Source organism: Geodermatophilus obscurus (assembly GCF_900115395.1).
Lineage (GTDB): Bacteria > Actinomycetota > Actinomycetes > Mycobacteriales > Geodermatophilaceae > Geodermatophilus > Geodermatophilus obscurus_B.
The window spans coordinates 223,274-238,280 of record NZ_FOWE01000006.1 but is presented as its reverse complement, the minus strand read 5'-3'; the positions used below and the strand labels follow the sequence as shown (position 1 = coordinate 238,280).

17 protein-coding genes are annotated in these 15,007 nt (G+C 75.5%); 6 read left to right on the top strand and 11 right to left on the bottom strand.

The window, feature by feature from the left end; translation table 11 throughout:
- Positions 1 to 50: 50 nt before the first annotated feature.
- Entirely contained in the window at positions 51 to 389 is a 339-nt protein-coding gene (locus tag BM165_RS13650; RefSeq protein ID WP_075014074.1) for a UBP-type zinc finger domain-containing protein, read from the bottom strand.
- A 32-nt stretch (positions 390 to 421) separates the two neighbouring features.
- Positions 422 to 1,171, bottom strand: a complete 750-nt coding sequence (locus BM165_RS13645) for an SDR family NAD(P)-dependent oxidoreductase (RefSeq protein WP_075014073.1) — start codon at positions 1,169 to 1,171, stop codon at positions 422 to 424.
- Between the two features lie 89 nt (positions 1,172 to 1,260).
- On the opposite strand from BM165_RS13645, the gene BM165_RS13640 reads away from it, so the two are divergent.
- Positions 1,261 to 1,788, top strand: a complete 528-nt coding sequence (locus BM165_RS13640; RefSeq protein WP_075014072.1) for a MarR family winged helix-turn-helix transcriptional regulator — start codon at positions 1,261 to 1,263, stop codon at positions 1,786 to 1,788.
- Positions 1,789 to 1,804: 16 nt separating this feature from the next.
- Positions 1,805 to 2,608: an MBL fold metallo-hydrolase gene (locus BM165_RS13635; RefSeq protein WP_075014071.1), complete on the top strand. Its 804-nt coding sequence runs from the start codon at positions 1,805 to 1,807 to the stop codon at positions 2,606 to 2,608.
- Between the two features lie 31 nt (positions 2,609 to 2,639).
- Here the strand turns inward: BM165_RS13635 and BM165_RS13630 are convergent, their stop codons facing one another.
- From BM165_RS13630 to BM165_RS13620, 3 genes are all read right to left on the bottom strand, one after another.
- A complete protein-coding gene (locus BM165_RS13630; RefSeq protein ID WP_075014070.1) occupies positions 2,640 to 3,119 on the bottom strand; it encodes an SRPBCC family protein in 480 nt (159 codons plus the stop codon).
- Positions 3,116 to 3,469 (bottom strand): ArsR/SmtB family transcription factor, encoded by a 354-nt coding sequence (locus BM165_RS13625; protein WP_075014069.1) that lies wholly within the window; start codon positions 3,467 to 3,469, stop codon positions 3,116 to 3,118. Before BM165_RS13625 ends, BM165_RS13630 begins: the two co-directional genes overlap by 4 nt.
- A 61-nt stretch (positions 3,470 to 3,530) precedes the next feature.
- Entirely contained in the window at positions 3,531 to 4,370 is an 840-nt protein-coding gene (locus BM165_RS13620) for an endonuclease/exonuclease/phosphatase family protein (RefSeq protein ID WP_075014068.1), read from the bottom strand.
- 174 nt (positions 4,371 to 4,544) lie between these two features.
- On the opposite strand from BM165_RS13620, the gene BM165_RS13615 reads away from it, so the two are divergent.
- Positions 4,545 to 5,006 carry a hypothetical protein gene (locus BM165_RS13615; protein WP_075014067.1) on the top strand — a complete coding sequence of 154 codons (462 nt, stop codon included), beginning with the start codon at positions 4,545 to 4,547 and terminating at the stop codon, positions 5,004 to 5,006.
- Positions 5,007 to 5,185: 179 nt separating this feature from the next.
- Here BM165_RS13615 and BM165_RS13610 read toward each other — a convergent pair whose 3' ends face one another.
- Entirely contained in the window at positions 5,186 to 6,481 is a 1,296-nt protein-coding gene (locus BM165_RS13610; RefSeq protein ID WP_075014066.1) for an amidohydrolase family protein, read from the bottom strand.
- Between the two features lie 80 nt (positions 6,482 to 6,561).
- Here BM165_RS13610 and BM165_RS13605 point away from each other — a divergent pair, with 80 nt between their 5' ends.
- Genes BM165_RS13605 through BM165_RS13595 form a run of 3 tightly spaced genes read left to right on the top strand, consistent with a single transcriptional unit; the run spans position 6,562 to position 8,602 of the window.
- Positions 6,562 to 7,242: a DedA family protein gene (locus tag BM165_RS13605; RefSeq protein WP_075014065.1), complete on the top strand. Its 681-nt coding sequence runs from the start codon at positions 6,562 to 6,564 to the stop codon at positions 7,240 to 7,242.
- The gene (locus BM165_RS13600; protein WP_075014064.1) at positions 7,239 to 7,901 is read left to right on the top strand and encodes an HAD family hydrolase; all 663 of its coding nucleotides are present in this window, start codon (positions 7,239 to 7,241) and stop codon (positions 7,899 to 7,901) included. The genes BM165_RS13605 and BM165_RS13600 overlap by 4 nt, the downstream gene beginning before the upstream one ends.
- Complete coding sequence (locus tag BM165_RS13595) at positions 7,898 to 8,602, top strand: alpha/beta hydrolase family protein (protein ID WP_208976737.1); 705 nt, start codon at positions 7,898 to 7,900, stop codon at positions 8,600 to 8,602. Before BM165_RS13600 ends, BM165_RS13595 begins: the two co-directional genes overlap by 4 nt.
- Here BM165_RS13595 and BM165_RS13590 read toward each other — a convergent pair.
- The 5 genes from BM165_RS13590 to BM165_RS13570 form a co-directional block, all read right to left on the bottom strand.
- Entirely contained in the window at positions 8,527 to 9,642 is a 1,116-nt protein-coding gene (locus BM165_RS13590) for an SRPBCC family protein (protein WP_075014063.1), read from the bottom strand. The two genes, BM165_RS13595 and BM165_RS13590, sit on opposite strands and share 76 nt — an antisense overlap.
- Positions 9,643 to 9,737: 95 nt before the next feature.
- Positions 9,738 to 10,595 carry an FAD binding domain-containing protein gene (locus BM165_RS13585; protein ID WP_075014062.1) on the bottom strand — a complete coding sequence of 286 codons (858 nt, stop codon included), beginning with the start codon at positions 10,593 to 10,595 and terminating at the stop codon, positions 9,738 to 9,740.
- Complete coding sequence (locus tag BM165_RS13580; RefSeq protein ID WP_075014061.1) at positions 10,592 to 13,078, bottom strand: xanthine dehydrogenase family protein molybdopterin-binding subunit; 2,487 nt, start codon at positions 13,076 to 13,078, stop codon at positions 10,592 to 10,594. The genes BM165_RS13585 and BM165_RS13580 overlap by 4 nt, the downstream gene beginning before the upstream one ends.
- Complete coding sequence (locus tag BM165_RS13575; RefSeq protein WP_075014060.1) at positions 13,075 to 13,572, bottom strand: (2Fe-2S)-binding protein; 498 nt, start codon at positions 13,570 to 13,572, stop codon at positions 13,075 to 13,077. The genes BM165_RS13580 and BM165_RS13575 overlap by 4 nt, the downstream gene beginning before the upstream one ends.
- A 220-nt stretch (positions 13,573 to 13,792) precedes the next feature.
- The gene (locus BM165_RS13570) at positions 13,793 to 15,007 is read right to left on the bottom strand and encodes an MFS transporter (RefSeq protein ID WP_075014059.1); all 1,215 of its coding nucleotides are present in this window, start codon (positions 15,005 to 15,007) and stop codon (positions 13,793 to 13,795) included.

Here is a 15,007-nt window from a genome sequence, read left to right as displayed (position 1 = left end):
CGTGCCCGTCCGCGGACGTGCGCGGGTGCCCGGACCCCGCGGGACGCCGCTCAGTGCAGGTGTCGCTGCCAGTCGGCGGGCACCCGCCCCGCCGGCCCCGGTGCCGGCTGGGCGATCGGGTGCGAGGTCGGCGGCGCGAGCTCCAGGCCCTCGCCGAACTGCTCGGCGGCGTAGTCCCAGGACCAGTCCTCGCCGGGCTCGTAGCTCTGCGCGATCCGGTGCCCGCTGTCCGCGGCGTGCGCGGAGGCGTGCCGGGACGGCGAGGAGTCGCAGCAGCCCACGTGCCCGCAGGCGGCGCAGCGGCGCAGGTGGAACCACCAGCCGCCGGCGGCGTCGCACTCGACGCACCCGTCGCCGCTGGGCGGGACGTCCGGGTCGACCTGGCTCATCGGGTCCTCCTCGGTTCAGCCGGTGCGGCGGCTCAGACCTGGTCCCGGCCGCCGTCGAGCACCAACTCGTTCCCGGTCATGAAACTGCTCTGGTCCGACGCGAGGAAGAGCGCGCCGGCCGCGATCTCCTCCGGGCGGGCCAGCCGGCGCAGCGGGATGCCGGCCGCCATGCCCTCGACCATCGCGTCGGCCGCCGCCGCGTCGGGGGCCAGCGCGACCAGCCCCGGCGTCGCCGTCGACCCGGGCACGAGGGTGTTCACCCGGATGCCGCGACCGGCGAGCTCGATCGCCCAGGTGCGGGCGAGGGAGTGGATCGCCGCCTTGGACGCCGCGTAGACGCCGAAGGCGGGGGTGCCGTGCAGGGTCGCCGTGGAGCCGGTGAGCACGACGGACGCGCCGTCGTTGAGCAGCGGCAGCGCCTTCTGCACCGTGAACAGGGTGCCGCGGACGTTGCGGTCGAAGGTGTCGGCGTAGTGCTCCGGCGAGATCTCGCCGAGGGCGGCGAACTCACCGCCGCCGGCGTTGGCGAAGAGGACGTCGAGACCCCGGCCCGCCGCGGCGATCGTGGCGAACAGGCGGTCGAGGTCGGCCAGGTCGCCGACGTCGCCCTGCACGCCGACCGCTCCGTGCCCGATCCTCTCGACAGCCTCGTCGAGTGCGTCCCTGCGGCGGCCGGTCACGTAGACCTGCGCACCCTCCGCGGCGAAGCGCTGCGCCGCCGCGAGTCCGATGCCGGAGGTGGCGCCGGTGACCAGCGCCGTCCTGCCGTCGAGCTGTCCCATGGGGTTCCTCTCGCGTCGTGGTGGTACACCCGGGCAAGGAACGTGACATGTCATGTATTCCGGGGCGGCGGTGGTGCAGACTGCGTGACGTGTCACGCACCAGGGGAGGGGCCGTGCTCACCGACGAGCAGCAGGAGACCTGGTTCGCCTACATGCGGGTCGTCCTGCGGCTGCAGTACGAGATGAACCGGCAGCTGCAGACCGACAGCGGCCTCTCGCTCGCCGACTACGACGTGCTCAACGCCCTCGCCGACTCCCCCGGCGCCCGCCTGCAGCTCACCGACCTCGCGACGCGCATCGCCTGGGAGCGCAGCCGGCTGTCCCACCACCTGAAGCGGATGAGCGGGCGCGGCCTGGTCGAGCGGACGCCGTCGGAGTCCGACCGCCGGGCCACCGACGCCGTCCTCACCGACGCGGGGCTGTCCGCGCTGCGGGCGGCGACGCCGGGGCACGCCGCGCTCGTGCGCCGGATGTTCTTCGACGGGCTCGACCCCGCCGCCCTCCCCGTGCTGCGCGCGGCACTGGAGGCCGTGCACGAGCAGGTGCTCGCCACGGGCACGCTGCCGCGACCGGGGCAGCGCCAGCACCGCCTGCCGGGGTTGCAGACCGGCGGCTGACGGGTAGCGCCGCGGCATGGCCGGTCCCGGGGACGACGTCACCCTCACCTTCGGCGGCAACGCGACGACGCTGCTGCGGCTGGGCCAGTTCACGCTGCTCACCGACCCGAACTTCATCGGCCGCGGGCAGCGCGTCTACCTCGGCAAGGGGCTCTGGGCCAAGCGGCTGACCGACCCGGCGATCCTGCCCGAGGACCTGCCCGACCTCGACGCCGTCCTGCTGTCCCACCTGCACGGCGACCACTGGGACCGGATCGCCTACGCGACCATCGACCGCGAGACGCCGATCGTCACCACGCAGGCCGCGGCCCGCACGCTGTCCTCCCGGGGGTTCCGGGCGACGGCGGACCTGCGGCCGTGGCAGGTGCACGAGATCGGTGGCGACGGCGAGACGCTGCGGATCACCTCGGTGCCGGGCGTGCACGGCCCCGGCCCGCTGGCGCGGGTCCTGCCCCCGGTCATGGGCAGCGTGCTGGAGCTCTACCGCGGCGGCGAGGTGACCTGGCGGGGCTACGTCACCGGGGACACGCTCTACCGCCCGTGGCTGGGCGAGGTGCTGGAGCGCTGCGGGCCGCTCGACGCCGTCGTCCCCCACCTGGGCGGGACCAAGGCGCTCGGGATCACGGTGACGATGGACGGCCGGCAGGGCGCCGACCTGGTCGAGCTGCTCAGGCCGCCGGTGACCGTGCCGGTGCACTACGACGACTACGACCGGTTCACCTCGCCGCTCGGCGACTTCGTGCGCGCGGTCGCCGAGCGGCGCGTGCCGGGCGAGCTGCGGACCGTCTCGCGCGGGGAGACGATCTCGCTGCGCGCCTGACCCGGCGGGCCGGCACCTCGTCGAGGCGCACTCAGCGACCCAGCACCTCGTCGAGCCGCTCGTAGCCCTGCACGACGCCGGTCTCCATCCCGCTGGCGATCATCGCGTCGCGGTCGGCGAAGGAGTCGCACAGCGAGGTGGCGGTGAGCCGGGTACGGCCGTCGCCGAGGTCCTCGAACACCAGCCTCTCCAGCGCGACGCCGTCGGGCGCGCCCTCGAAGGTGAAGGTCTGCACGATCAGCTCGTCGGGGCGGACGTCGTGGAAGCAGCCGCGGAAGGCGTACTCGCCGTTCGCGTCGCTGTGCACGTAGCGGTACGAGCCGCCGGGCCGGCAGTCGTAGGAGTCGATCCGCATCTCCATCCCCCGCGGGCCGAGCCACTGCACGACCAGGTCGGGGTCGGTGTGCGCGCGGAACACCCTGGCCCGCGGCGCGTCGAACTCGCGCGTGATGCGGATGAGCGGGACCTGCGGGTCGGCCTCGATGCGGGTCTCGCGGGTGGCGGTGCTCATGACGGGTCCCTCTCCTCCGGTGGGTCGTCCTCCGGCATGGACCGCAGGACGTCGTCGAGGCGGCGGTAGCGCTCCTCGGCCTGGCGCCGGTAGCGCTCGATCCACCTCGTCATCAGGTCGAACACCTCCGCCTCCAGGTGCACCGGGCGGCGCTGCGCCTCCCGCGTGCGGCTGACCAGGCCGGCGTCCTCGAGCACCCGCAGGTGCTTGGAGACCGCCTGCACGGTCACGTCGTAGGGGGCGGCCAGCTCGCCGACCGTCGCGTCCCCCACCGCGAGCCGGGCGACGATGTCGCGCCGGGTCGGGTCGGCCAGCGCCGCGAACACCCGGGACAGCTCGTCCGCCGCCACCTGCGACCCCTTTCCTCAACCTCTCGGTTGAGGAAGACGGTAGGGATGCCGGCCGCCGTTGTCAACCGATCGGTTGAGCACCCCAGGAGCCCGGCGGGTGACCGGGGAGCGCCAGGTCGGCGACGACGCCGAAGTGGTCGCTGGCCCACACGCCGCCGACGGGCTCGTCGAGGACCCGGGCACAGGAGGTCACCTGCAGGGTCGGGCCGTGGATCCCGCTGCGGACGAGGACGGAGTCGATGCGCCGGCTCACCGCCGTCGCCACCTCGCCGGCCCGCACCAGCGGGTTGCGGGCGTCGAAGGTGTACCCGGGGCCGGTCGGGTGCAGGGTCTCCCAGGCGTCCTGGTAGCAGACGCTGACGCCCTCCAGCGACTGCCGGCCCCGCCAGAAGCGCATGCTGGCGGCGTCGGGCGTGGCGTCCAGGTCCCCCAGGACGACGACGTGGTCGGCGTCCCCGGCCAGCCGCTCGAGCAGCCGGGCAGCGGCCAGCGCCTGCTGCTCGCGCTCGTACTCGTAGCCGAACTGCCAGCTCGGCTTGTGGTGGGCGACGAGGGTGCGGCCGACGGCGGTGTCCACCTCGACGACGAGCGTGGCGGCCCACGGGAAGTCCTGCGTCCGCGGGGTGCAGCGCTGGTCGACCTCCTCGACCACGCGGTGCGGCGCCCGGGTGGCCAGCGCCCCGGCGACGCCGTCGTCGGCGGTCCGGGAGAACGGCGTCACCGTGTAGCCGGGCCCGAGGAGCCCCTCCACGGTGCCGCCCGCGACGGGGACCTCCTGCAGCGCGACGACGTCGGCGTCGAGCCGGCGCAGCGTCTCCGCGGTCAGCGCGCTGCGCCGGTCCCAGTCCGGGTTGGCCGGGCCGAGGACGTTCACGGTCACCACGCGCAGGGACGCCGCCATGCGACGCAGTCAACCGCCGGGCGACCGCTCCCTCCAGCCCGGGTCGCACGCCGGTCCTCCCCCGGTACGACGGGCGGCCGGCGCGGAGATCGTCCCGGCGGCCGACGCCGGGGGAGTGCCGCCGGCCCGAGGCTCGTCCCGCCACCGGGTGGTGGCGCGACGAGGGGAGGAACGGTGGCGAAGGTGCTCCTGGGCACGGTCGCGGGCACGGTGGCGGTCGCCGCCGCCGCGGTGGCCGGCCTGCTGGTGACGATGCCCGCGGGCGTGCACGGGTTCGGCGCCATGGTGGCCGAGGTGCAGGGCCACACCGACACCCGCGACGCCGCGACGGCCGCGCAGGCACCCGACGGGGCGGTGCCGTACTGGACCCGTCCGGTCGGCGCCGACGTCACGGTCGTCCGGCCCGGCGACGCGTACGGCGAGGACGACGGCAGCGTGCGGGTGGACATGGACCTCTCCCCCGGCACCGGGCTGCCCTCGACCTGCACGCCGCTGCCGCGGGCCGGCATGCCCTGGGACGGCGGAGGGTCCTGGCCCGACCTCACCGGCGAGCCCGCGCTGCTGTGCGAGGGCTGGGTGACCGTCGTCGTCGACGGCCACCTCTACACCTGGACCGGGCCCGCGGCGCAGTCGTGACCGGGCGCCGCATCCTGCCTGACCGGCGTCCTCCCGGCTGACCGGCGGCGTCCCCCCGCACCGCAGGGCGTCCTCCCGCACGGCAGGACGTCCTCCCGCACCGCAGGGCGTCCTCCCGCACGGCAGGACGTGAGGGAGGACGCCCGACGATCAGGTCACCTGATCCCGGCGCGACCCCCTCAACCGGCCAGACGGGCGGCCCGCTCGGCCACCTCGGCGCGCAGCGCACCGGCGTCGACGGTGGTGACCGCGCCCTCGGCGACCACCTGCCGGCCGCCCACCCACACGTCGCGGACCAGCCGCGGGACGCCGGACCAGACCAGGTGGGTGAGCAGGTCGGCGGGGTCCCCGACCGGCTCGAAGCCGAGGTCGCGGGTGTCGACGTGCACCAGGTCGGCGCGCCGCCCGGTCGCCACCTGCCCGAGGTCGGGACGCCCGATCGCGTCGGCGGCCGCGCCGGTGGCCAGCCAGAACGCCTCGGCGGCGGTCAGCGCGGTGGCCGACGCCTCGCGCAGGCGGGCGAGCTGCGCGGCCAGGCGGACGTCGGCGAGCAGGTCCAGCCCGTCGTTGGACGCCGGCCCGTCGGTGCCCAGGCCCACCCGGATGCCGCGGTCGAGCATGTCCCGCACCCGCGCGACGCCGCTGGCGAGCTTGGCGTTGCTGGCCGGGCAGTGGGCGACGGCGACGTCGTACTCGGCCCACAGCTCGAGGTCGCCGTCGTCCATGTGCACGCAGTGCGCGGCCAGCACCCGGCCGCCGAGGACGTCGTGCGCGGCCAGCAGCGCCGGCACCGACAGGCCGTGCTCGGCCAGCAGCCCGGCGCCCTCCGTGGCCGTCTCGGCGACGTGCAGGTGCAGCAGCATCCCGTGCTCCCGGGCCAGCTCGGCCGCCCGGCGCAGCAGGGGCAGGGGCACCGTGTAGGCGGCGTGCGGGCCCAGGCCGTACTCGACGCTGCCGTCGTCGGGCACCCCGCGCGCGAGGTCGACGGCCGCGGCCAGCTGCTCCTCCAGCGGCGGCATCCCCGGCAGCGGCACCATCGGCGCGGCGATCACCGCCCGCGCGCCCGTGGCGCCGACCGCGGCGGCGATCCGCTCGGGCGAGAAGTACATCTCGACGCTCGTCGTCACCCCGCCGCGCAGCAGCTCCGCCGACGCCGCGGTCATCGCCACCTCGACGTCGTCCGGCGTGAGCCGGGCCTCCCGCGGCCACATGACCTCGCGCAGCCACCGGTCCAGCGGCAGGCCCTCGCCCTGGCCGCGGAACAGCACCATCGGCGCGTGCGAGTGGGCGTTCACCAGCCCCGGCACGAGCAGGCCGGGCAGCGCCACCACCTCGGCGTCGCCGGCCGGCGGGGCGTCGGCGGCCGGGCCGGCCCAGCCGATCCGCCCGTCCTCGACGTCGACGACGGCGTCCGGGACGACGGTGCCCGACCGGTCCCCCACGACGACGGCCCGGGCGGTGAGTCGCTGGCGCATGGCGGCACGCTAACCCCAGCGGCCCCGGGAGTCCGGTCGGCGTCCGGGCAGCGCCCAGGTGCCGCCTCTACCGTGGACGCATGTCGTTCCTCGCCGCCGCGGCCTCCTCCGACCAGGGCGGGATCACCGGCTGGCTGCTCCAGCTGGTCGAGACCCTCGGGCCCGTCGGCGTCGGGTTCTCCATCCTGCTGGAGACGGTGATCCCGCCGATCCCCAGCGAGGCCGTGCTCGGCCTGGCCGGCGTCCTCATCCGCAGCGGCGAGATGGACATCGTGCCGGTCATCCTGTTCGCGACCCTGGGCTCGATCCTGGGCGCGATCTTCTTCTACTACGTCGGCCGGGCCCTGGGCCCGCGGCGCTCGCACGCCTTCCTGGACCGGCTGCCGCTGGTCGAGACCGCCGACGTCGACCGCACCTTCGCCTGGTTCGAGCGGCACGGCCGCTCGGCGGTGTTCTTCGGCCGCATGGTGCCGATCGTGCGCAGCTTCATCTCCGTGCCGGCCGGCGTCGTGAAGATGCCCCTCGGCCAGTTCGTCCTCTACTCCGCGGCCGGCAGCCTGATCTGGAACAGCCTGCTGGTCACCCTCGGCGTCGCGGCGGGCGACTTCATCCAGGACAACCTCAAGTACTTCGACTACCTCGTCGCCGGCGTCGTCGTCCTGGGGGTGGGCTACCTGGTCCACAAGCGGATGAAGGACGTCCGGCACCACCGCCGGCGGCGGACCACGGCCGGCCGCGCGGAGGACGTCGACGGCGCGTGAACCAGCAGTGGCCCGACGTCGTCGCGTTCGACGTCAACGAGACCCTGCTCGACCTCTCCCCCGTCGCCGCGGCGCTGGTCGAGGCCGGTGAGCCCGCCCACCTGCTGCCCGTCGTCTTCGGCCGCACCCTGCACACCGGGACGGCGGCGACCGTGGCCGGCGTGTGGCTGCCCTTCCGCGCCGCCTTCGAGTCCGCGCTGGCCCAGCTCACCGACCTCTCCGACGCCGAGCGGGCCCGCGTGGCCGACACCTTCCTCGAGCTCACCCCGCACCCCGACGTCGAGCCGGCGCTGCGGCGGCTGACGACGGCCGGCGTGCGGGTGGTGACGCTGTCCCACGGCTCGCCCGGCGTCGCCGAGGCGGGGCTGGAGCGCGGCGGCGTCACGCCGCTGGTCGAGCGCACGCTCACCAGCGAGACCGTGCGCGCCTGGAAGCCCTCCCGCGAGGCCTACCTGTGGGCAGCCGGGGTCTGCGACGTCACCCCCGAGCGGATGGCGCTGGTGGCCGCGCACGGCTGGGACGTCCTCGGCGCCGAGCGCGCGGGCCTGACCGGCGCGTGGTTCCCGCGCGCGGAGCGTGTGTACCCGCCGGCGTTCCCCGCCCCGGCCGTCGTCGCCGGCGACCTGGCCGGCGCGGTCGACGCCCTGCTGGCCCTGTGAGCGCCGCGGACCCCGTCGACACCCCGCTCGGCCCGGCCGCGGTGCACGCCGACGGCCCGGTCACCGGCGCCCGCGGCACCCTCGTGCTCGGCCACGGCGCCGGCGGCGGGGTGGACTCCGCCGACCTCGTCGCCGTCGGCTCCTCCGCCGTCGCGGCCGGGTGGCGCGTGCTGCGCGTCGAGCAGCCGTGGCGGGTCGCCGGGAAGCGGATCGCCCCGGCGCCGCCGCGGCTCGACGTCGCCTGGACCGCCGTCCTCGACGCGCTGCGGACCGGCGGCGCGCTGTCCGGGCCGCTGGTGCTGGGCGGGCGCAGCGCCGGTGCCCGGGTCGCCTGCCGGACGGCGGTGCCCCTCGGCGCGGACGGCGTGCTGTGCCTGGCGTTCCCGCTGCACCCGCCAGGCCGTCCCGACAGGAGCCGCGGCGCCGAGCTGACCGGCGCCGGGGTGCCCGTGGGCGTGGTGCAGGGCGGGACCGACGCCTCCGGCCGGCCCGCGGAGGTCGCCGCCGTGCTCACCGGCGTGGTGACGGCGTCGGTGTACGCGGTGCCGGGCGACCACTCGCTGCGGCAGGCGCCCGACGTGGTGGCCGCCGCGGCGACGTCCTGGCTCGAGGACCTGCTCCGGCGTCAGCGGCGGCGGCGCCGGAACGCGAGCACCACGAGCAGCAGCACCGCGGCCGCGGCGGTGGCCGGGCCGGCGTAGCGGGTGAGCGCCGCGCTGCCGGCCACCTCGAGCAGGTCGATCGGCTCCGGGTCGGCGAGCGGCCGGTCCCGCACGGTGTCGGCCACGGCCGGGGTGCTGGCCGGGGTGCTGGCCGGGGTGCTGGCCGGGGTGCTGGCCGGCGGGCCGGCCGGGGTGCTGCGCGGCGGGGCGCCGGTGGCCGGGCGGCGCGGCGGGGCGGTGGGGCCCGACGGCGGCGCGCTCGGCGCCCGGCCCACGGCGGCGACCGGGGCGGTGTCGGAGCCCGACGGCGCTGCGTCCGAGGCCGGGGACGCCGCGTCGGGAGCACCGACGGCGGCGATGGAGACGGTGTCGGTCGCGCCCACGGCGGCGATCTCCGCGGTGTCGGTGGGGGACGGGGCGGCGTCCGACCCCGTGCCGGACCCCGTGTCGGAGAGCCGGTCCGAGGCCGCGGCGGCCTTCTCCCGCGCCGCCGTCCCCGCCTTGCGGACGGTCTCGGCGACGGCGTTGTCGCCGGGGGTCTGCTCGACCGACTGGGCGACCTCCTCGGCCACCCCGGTGGCGGTGGCCGCCGCGCCGGCCGCCACTGACGCCCGCTCGGCGTCGCCCTGCGCGTCGCCCTCGCCGAGCTGGGCGGCGAGCTTGTCGGCGAACTGGCCCAGCAGCTTGTTGCCGACGTCGGTCATGACGCCGCGCCCGAACTGCGCGGGCCGGCCGGTGATGTTGAGGTCGGTCAGGACGTCGACCCGCGTGGTCGAGCCCTCGCCGAGGAGCTTCGCGGTGATCGTCGCGGCCGCCGTCCCGTTGCCGCGCTGGTCCTTGCCGCGGGCGTCGATGACCGCCCGGTGCGCGGCCTCGTCCTTCTCGACGAACGACGCCTTGCCCTGGTAGGTGAGGTTGATCGGGCCGAGCTTGACCTTGACCCGGCCGGTGAAGTCGTCACCGGTGACCGAGTCCAGCGCCGCGCCGGGCATGCAGGGGGCGATGCGCTCGATGTCGAGCAGCACCCGCCAGGCCTCGTCGACCGGGACGGGGACGGTGAAGGAGTTCTCCAGCTGCACGGTGCGACCTCCGGGGTGGGAACGGACCTCGGCCGGTCCGCCCGGGGAGGGCGGGCCGGCCGAGGGGACGGGCGGGTGCCGGGGTTGGGGCGAAACTACAGCCCGGCGGCGGCGGTCACCGCCCGGCGCGTGAGCACCTGCGCGAGGTGCTCGCGGTAGTCGGCCTGGGCGTTGAGGTCGCTGCTCGGGCTGGTGCCCTCGGCGGCCGACCGGGCCGCGGCGGCGATCGCGTCCGGCGACGCGCCCGCCCCGGCCAGCGCCGCCTCGGTGGCCGAGGCCCGCAGCGGGGTCGGGCCCATGTTGGTCAGCCCGATCCGGGCCTCGGCGATGGACCCGTTCTCCCGCCGGACCGCCGCGGCGACCGCGACGATCGACCACGCCTGCGCCACGCGATTGAACTTCTCGTAGCGCACGCCCCACTGGCCGGCGAGCTTGGGCACCCGGATCTCGACGAGCACCTCGCCCTCGTCGAGCGTGGTGGTCAGGTAGTCGACGAAGAAGTCCCGCGCGGGCACCGTGCGGCGCCCGCCGGGGCCGGCGACCACCATCTCGGCGTCGAGCGCCAGCGCCACGGCCGGCAGGTCGCCCGCGGGGTCGGCGTGCGCCAGCGCCCCGCCGAAGGTGCCGCGCCGGCGGGTCTGCCGGTCGGCCACCGTCTCCGTCGCCTCGGCGATCAGCCGCGCGTGCTGTGCGACGAGCGGGTCGGCGATCACCTCAGCGTGGGTGGTCATGGCGCCGATGACGAGGACGTCACCCTCGTCGCGGACACCGCGCATCTCGGCGACCCGGCCGAGGTCGACGACCGTCGACGGCGCGGCGAGGCGCAGCCGCATGACCGGGATGAGCGACTGCCCGCCGGCCATGACCTTGACGTCCTCGCCGCCCTCGGCGACCGCCTGGACGGCCTCGTCGACGGTGGTGGGCCGGACGTACTCGAACGCGGCGGGGATCACAGGTCTCCTCCCTGGGACGACGTGCCCGGTGCTCCGGCGGAGTCCACGGCCTGTGCGTTGGTCGGGGCCGCGGCCCGGTCCCCGCCGTCGCCGCCCTGGTGGACGGCCCGCCACACCCGCTCGGGCGTCAGCGGCATCCGGATGTCCTGCACCCCGAGGTGCCGGACGGCGTCGAGCGCGGCGTTGACCACCGCCGGGGTGCTGGCGATGCACCCCGCCTCGCCCACGCCCTTGGCGCCGATCGGGTTGCCCGGCGCCACGTGCACCGTGTTGCCGGTGTCGAAGTGCGGCAGATCGGCGGCCGAGGGGACGAGGTAGTCGACGAAGGTGCCGGTGGTGAGGTTGCCGTCGGCGTCGTAGACGGCCTCCTCGTACAGCGCCTGCGCGATGCCCTGCGCCAGGCCGCCGTGCACCTGGCCCTCGACGATCAGCGGGTTGACGATCGTGCCGACGTCGTCGACGCACGCGTACTTGCGGATCTTGACGAAACCGGTGTCGGTGTCGACCTCCATGGCGCAGATGTGCGTGCCGTGGGGGAAGGAGAAGTTCACCGGGTCGAAGGTCGCGTCGGCGTCGATCGAGGGCTCGACGTCCTCGGGGTAGTCGTGCGCCGCGAACACGGCGAGCGCGATCTCCTGGATCGACAGCGCCGTCCCCGGCGTCCCGCGGACGGTGAACTTCCCGCCGGAGAAGTCCAGGTCGTCCTCGTTGGCCTCCAGCAGGTGGGCGGCGACCTTGCGGGCCTTGGCGATCACCTTGTCGGCGGCCTTGACGACGGCGGTGCCGCCGACGACCAGCGAGCGCGAGCCGTAGGTGTCCATGCCCCGGGGGGAGACCGCGGTGTCGCCGTGCAGGACCTCGACGTCCTCGAACGGCACGCCCAGCTGGTCGGCGACCAGCTGGCTCCACGCCGTCTCATGGCCCTGGCCGTGCGGGGTGGAGCCGGTGACCACCTCGACCTTGCCGGTGGGCAGCATCCGGATCGAGGCCGCCTCCCAGCCGCCCGCGCCGTAGGACAGCGAGCCCAGCACCCGGGAGGGGGCCAGGCCGCACATCTCGGTGAAGGTGGAGAAGCCGATGCCCAGCTGCACCGGGTCGCCCGACTCGCGGCGGCGGCGCTGCTCCTCGCGGAGCTCGTCGTAGCCGATGAGGTCGAGGGCCTGCTGCGTGGCGGCGTCGTAGTCGCCGCTGTCGTACTCGAGGCCCGCCACGGTGGTGAACGGGAACTCCTCGGCCCGGATCCAGTTCCTCCGGCGCAGCTCCAGCGGGTCCATGCCCAGCTCGACGGCGAGCTCGTCCATGATCCGCTCGACGGCGAAGGTGGCCTCGGGCCGGCCGGCGCCGCGGTAGGCGTCGGTGGGCACCTTGTTGGTGAAGATCCCGTCGCACTCGAACCGGTAGGCCGGGAACTTGTAGATGCCCGGGAACATGAAGGCGCCCAGCGCCGGCACGCCGGGCGTGATCAGCCGCAGGTAGGCGCCCATGTCGGCGAGGATCCGGCAGCGCAGGCCCTTGACGTTGCCCTCGCGGTCGCTGGCGATGTCGATGTACTGGATCTGGTCGCGGCCGTGGTGGGCGGTCATCAGCGACTCGCTGCGGGTCTCGGTCCACTTGACCGGCTTGCCGAGGCGCCGCGCGATCAGCAGCGCGAGGACCTCCTCGGGGTTGACCTGCAGCTTTCCGCCGAAGCCGCCGCCGACGTCGGGCGCGACGACGCGCAGCTTGTGCTCGGGGATGCCGGTGACCATGGCCAGCATGACCCGCAGCACGTGCGGGATCTGGGTGGCCGACCACATCGTGAAGTTCTCGCCCTGCGGCTGGACGACGACCGAGCGCGGCTCCATGAACGCCGGGATCAGCCGCTGGTTGACGAACCGGCGGCTGACGACGACGTCGGCGTCGGCGAACGCCTGCTCGGTGTCGGCCCCGGTGCCGGCCTCACCGGCGTCGAAGACGAAGTGGTAGGCGGTGTTGGAGTCGATGTGGTCGTGGCAGAGGTCGGCCTCGCCACCCACCGCCTGCTCCATGTCGAGCACCGGCGGGAGCAGGTCGTAGTCGACGTCGACCAGCTCGATCGCGTCGGCGGCCGCGTCCCGCGAGCGGGCGATGATGACCGCCACCGCCTCGCCGACGTGGTTGACCTCCTCGACGGCGATGGAGGGGTGCCCGGGGTTGACCATGTCCGCCGTCACCGGCCACGCGCAGGGGATGGAGCCCTGCTCGTCGGCGAGGTCGCGGCCGGTGAGGACGGCGACGACGCCCGGCGCCTCCAGGGCGGCGCTGACGTCGACGTTGGTGATCTTGCCGTGGGCGACGTGGCTGCGGACCACGGACATGTGCAGCATCCCGGGCAGGACCATGTTGTCGGTCCAGGTGGTGCGCCCGGTGATCAGGCGGGCGTCCTCCTTGCGGCGGCGGGCCTTCCCGACCTCCTTCTCCGGCGACTGCGGGGTCAGCGTCGCGGCGTCCTCGGTGACCGTCATGCCTGCGCTCCCAGCGTGTCGGTGGTGCCGGACATCTCGCCGGCGGCCTGCTGCACCGCGCGGACGATGTTCTGGTAGCCGGTGCAGCGGCAGAGGTTGCCCTCGATGCCCTCGCGGATCTCGTGCTCGCTGGGCCGCGGGTTGTCCTTCAGCAGGTCGATCGAGGCCATGATCATCCCGGGCGTGCAGAAGCCGCACTGCAGCCCGTGCATCTCGTGGAAGGCCTTCTGCACCGGGTGCAGGGCACCGCCGGGTGCCGCGATGCCTTCGATGGTGGTGACCTCGGCGCCGTCGGCCTGGACGGCCAGGACGGTGCAGGACTTCACCGCCTGACCGTCGAGGTGGACGGTGCAGGAGCCGCAGTTGCTGGTGTCGCAGCCGACGACGGTGCCCACCTTGCCCAGCGCCTCGCGCAGGTGGTGGACCAGCAGGGTCCGGGGTTCGACCTCGTCGGTGTAGGTCACGCCGTCGACCCGCATGCTCACCCGTGCCATGAGACCTCCGCTTCGTTGCAGGGGGCGATCGCGCCCGGCCGAGCGGGCGCTCCACGGCGGAGTCTGACAACGCGGGAGTGACTTAGGCCACGCTTACCTGCACCGGGATCCGCTGCCGGTCCGCGGCTGCGGGTCCTGGGCGCTCCAGCGTCCGCGCCTGCGGAGGCCGGTCGCCCGGACGGCCGCAGCGCCGAGGTTGCACCCCCGTTGCAGGGCGGTCTCAGGCGGCGCGCGGCTCGCGGCGCCGCAGCAGCGCGCTGGCCGACAGGGCCACCAGCCCGAGCACCGCGAGGCCGGCGCCGACCAGGCCCGGCGCGGTGTAGCCGAGCCCGGCGGCGATGACGACGCCGCCGAGCCACGCCCCCAGCGCGTTGGCGGCGTTGAGCGCGGAGTGGTTGAGCGCGGCGCCGAGCATCTGCGCGTCCCCGGCGACCTCCATGAGCCGCAGCTGCAGGCAGACGACCAGCACCGAGGCGCTCATCGCGAGCAGGAAGACCGCCGGGAACAGCAGCGCGCCGGCCGACGCGGCGGCCCCCACCAGCAGGAGCAGCACCAGCACGGTGACCATGGCGCCGACCAGCGAGCGGAACAGCGCCCGGTCGGCCAGCCGGCCGCCCAGCACGGTGCCGACGAACCCGCCGACGCCGAAGGCCAGCAGCACGGCCGGCACGGTGCCGCGCGCGAGCCCGGCGAGGTCGGTGGTGATCGGCGCGATGTAGGTGTAGACGGCGAACATGCCGCCGAAGCCGACGGTGGCCACGACGAGGGTGAGCAGCACCTGCGGCCGCCGCAGGGCACCGAGCTCGGTGCGGATGCCGGCGTCGGCCGGCTGTGGCGTGACCGGGACGACGGCCGCGACGGTGGCCACGGTGAGCGCGGCGACGACGACCACCGCCCAGTACGCCGAGCGCCAGCCCAGCGCCTGTCCCAGCCAGGTGGCCGCCGGGACGCCGGCGAGGGTGGCCGCGGACAGGCCGAGCATCACCGAGCTGACCGCGCGCCCGCGCAGCGCCGGCGGCACCAGCGCGGCGGCCACCAGCGAGGCCACCCCGAAGTAGGCGCCGTGCGGGAGGCCGGTGACGAAGCGGGCGACCAGCAGCGTCGTCTGCCCGGGCGCCATCGCCGTCGCGACGTTGCCGGCGAGGAAGGCGGCCATCAGCCCGACGAGCAGGCCCCGGCGCGGCAGCCGGGCGCCGAGCGCGGCGAGGACCGGGGCGCCCACCACCACGCCGAGGGCGTAGGCGGAGATGACGTGGCCGGCCGTCGGGATGTCCACGCCGACGCCGGCCGCGATGTCGGGCAGCAGGCCCATGGTGACGAACTCGCTGGTGCCGATGGCGAAGCCGCCCAGCCCCAGCGCGACCAGCGCCGGCGCGACCCGCGGGGTCGCGAGCGTGGTGCCGGCGGTGGGCGGGGCGGCGGTGCGGGCACTCAC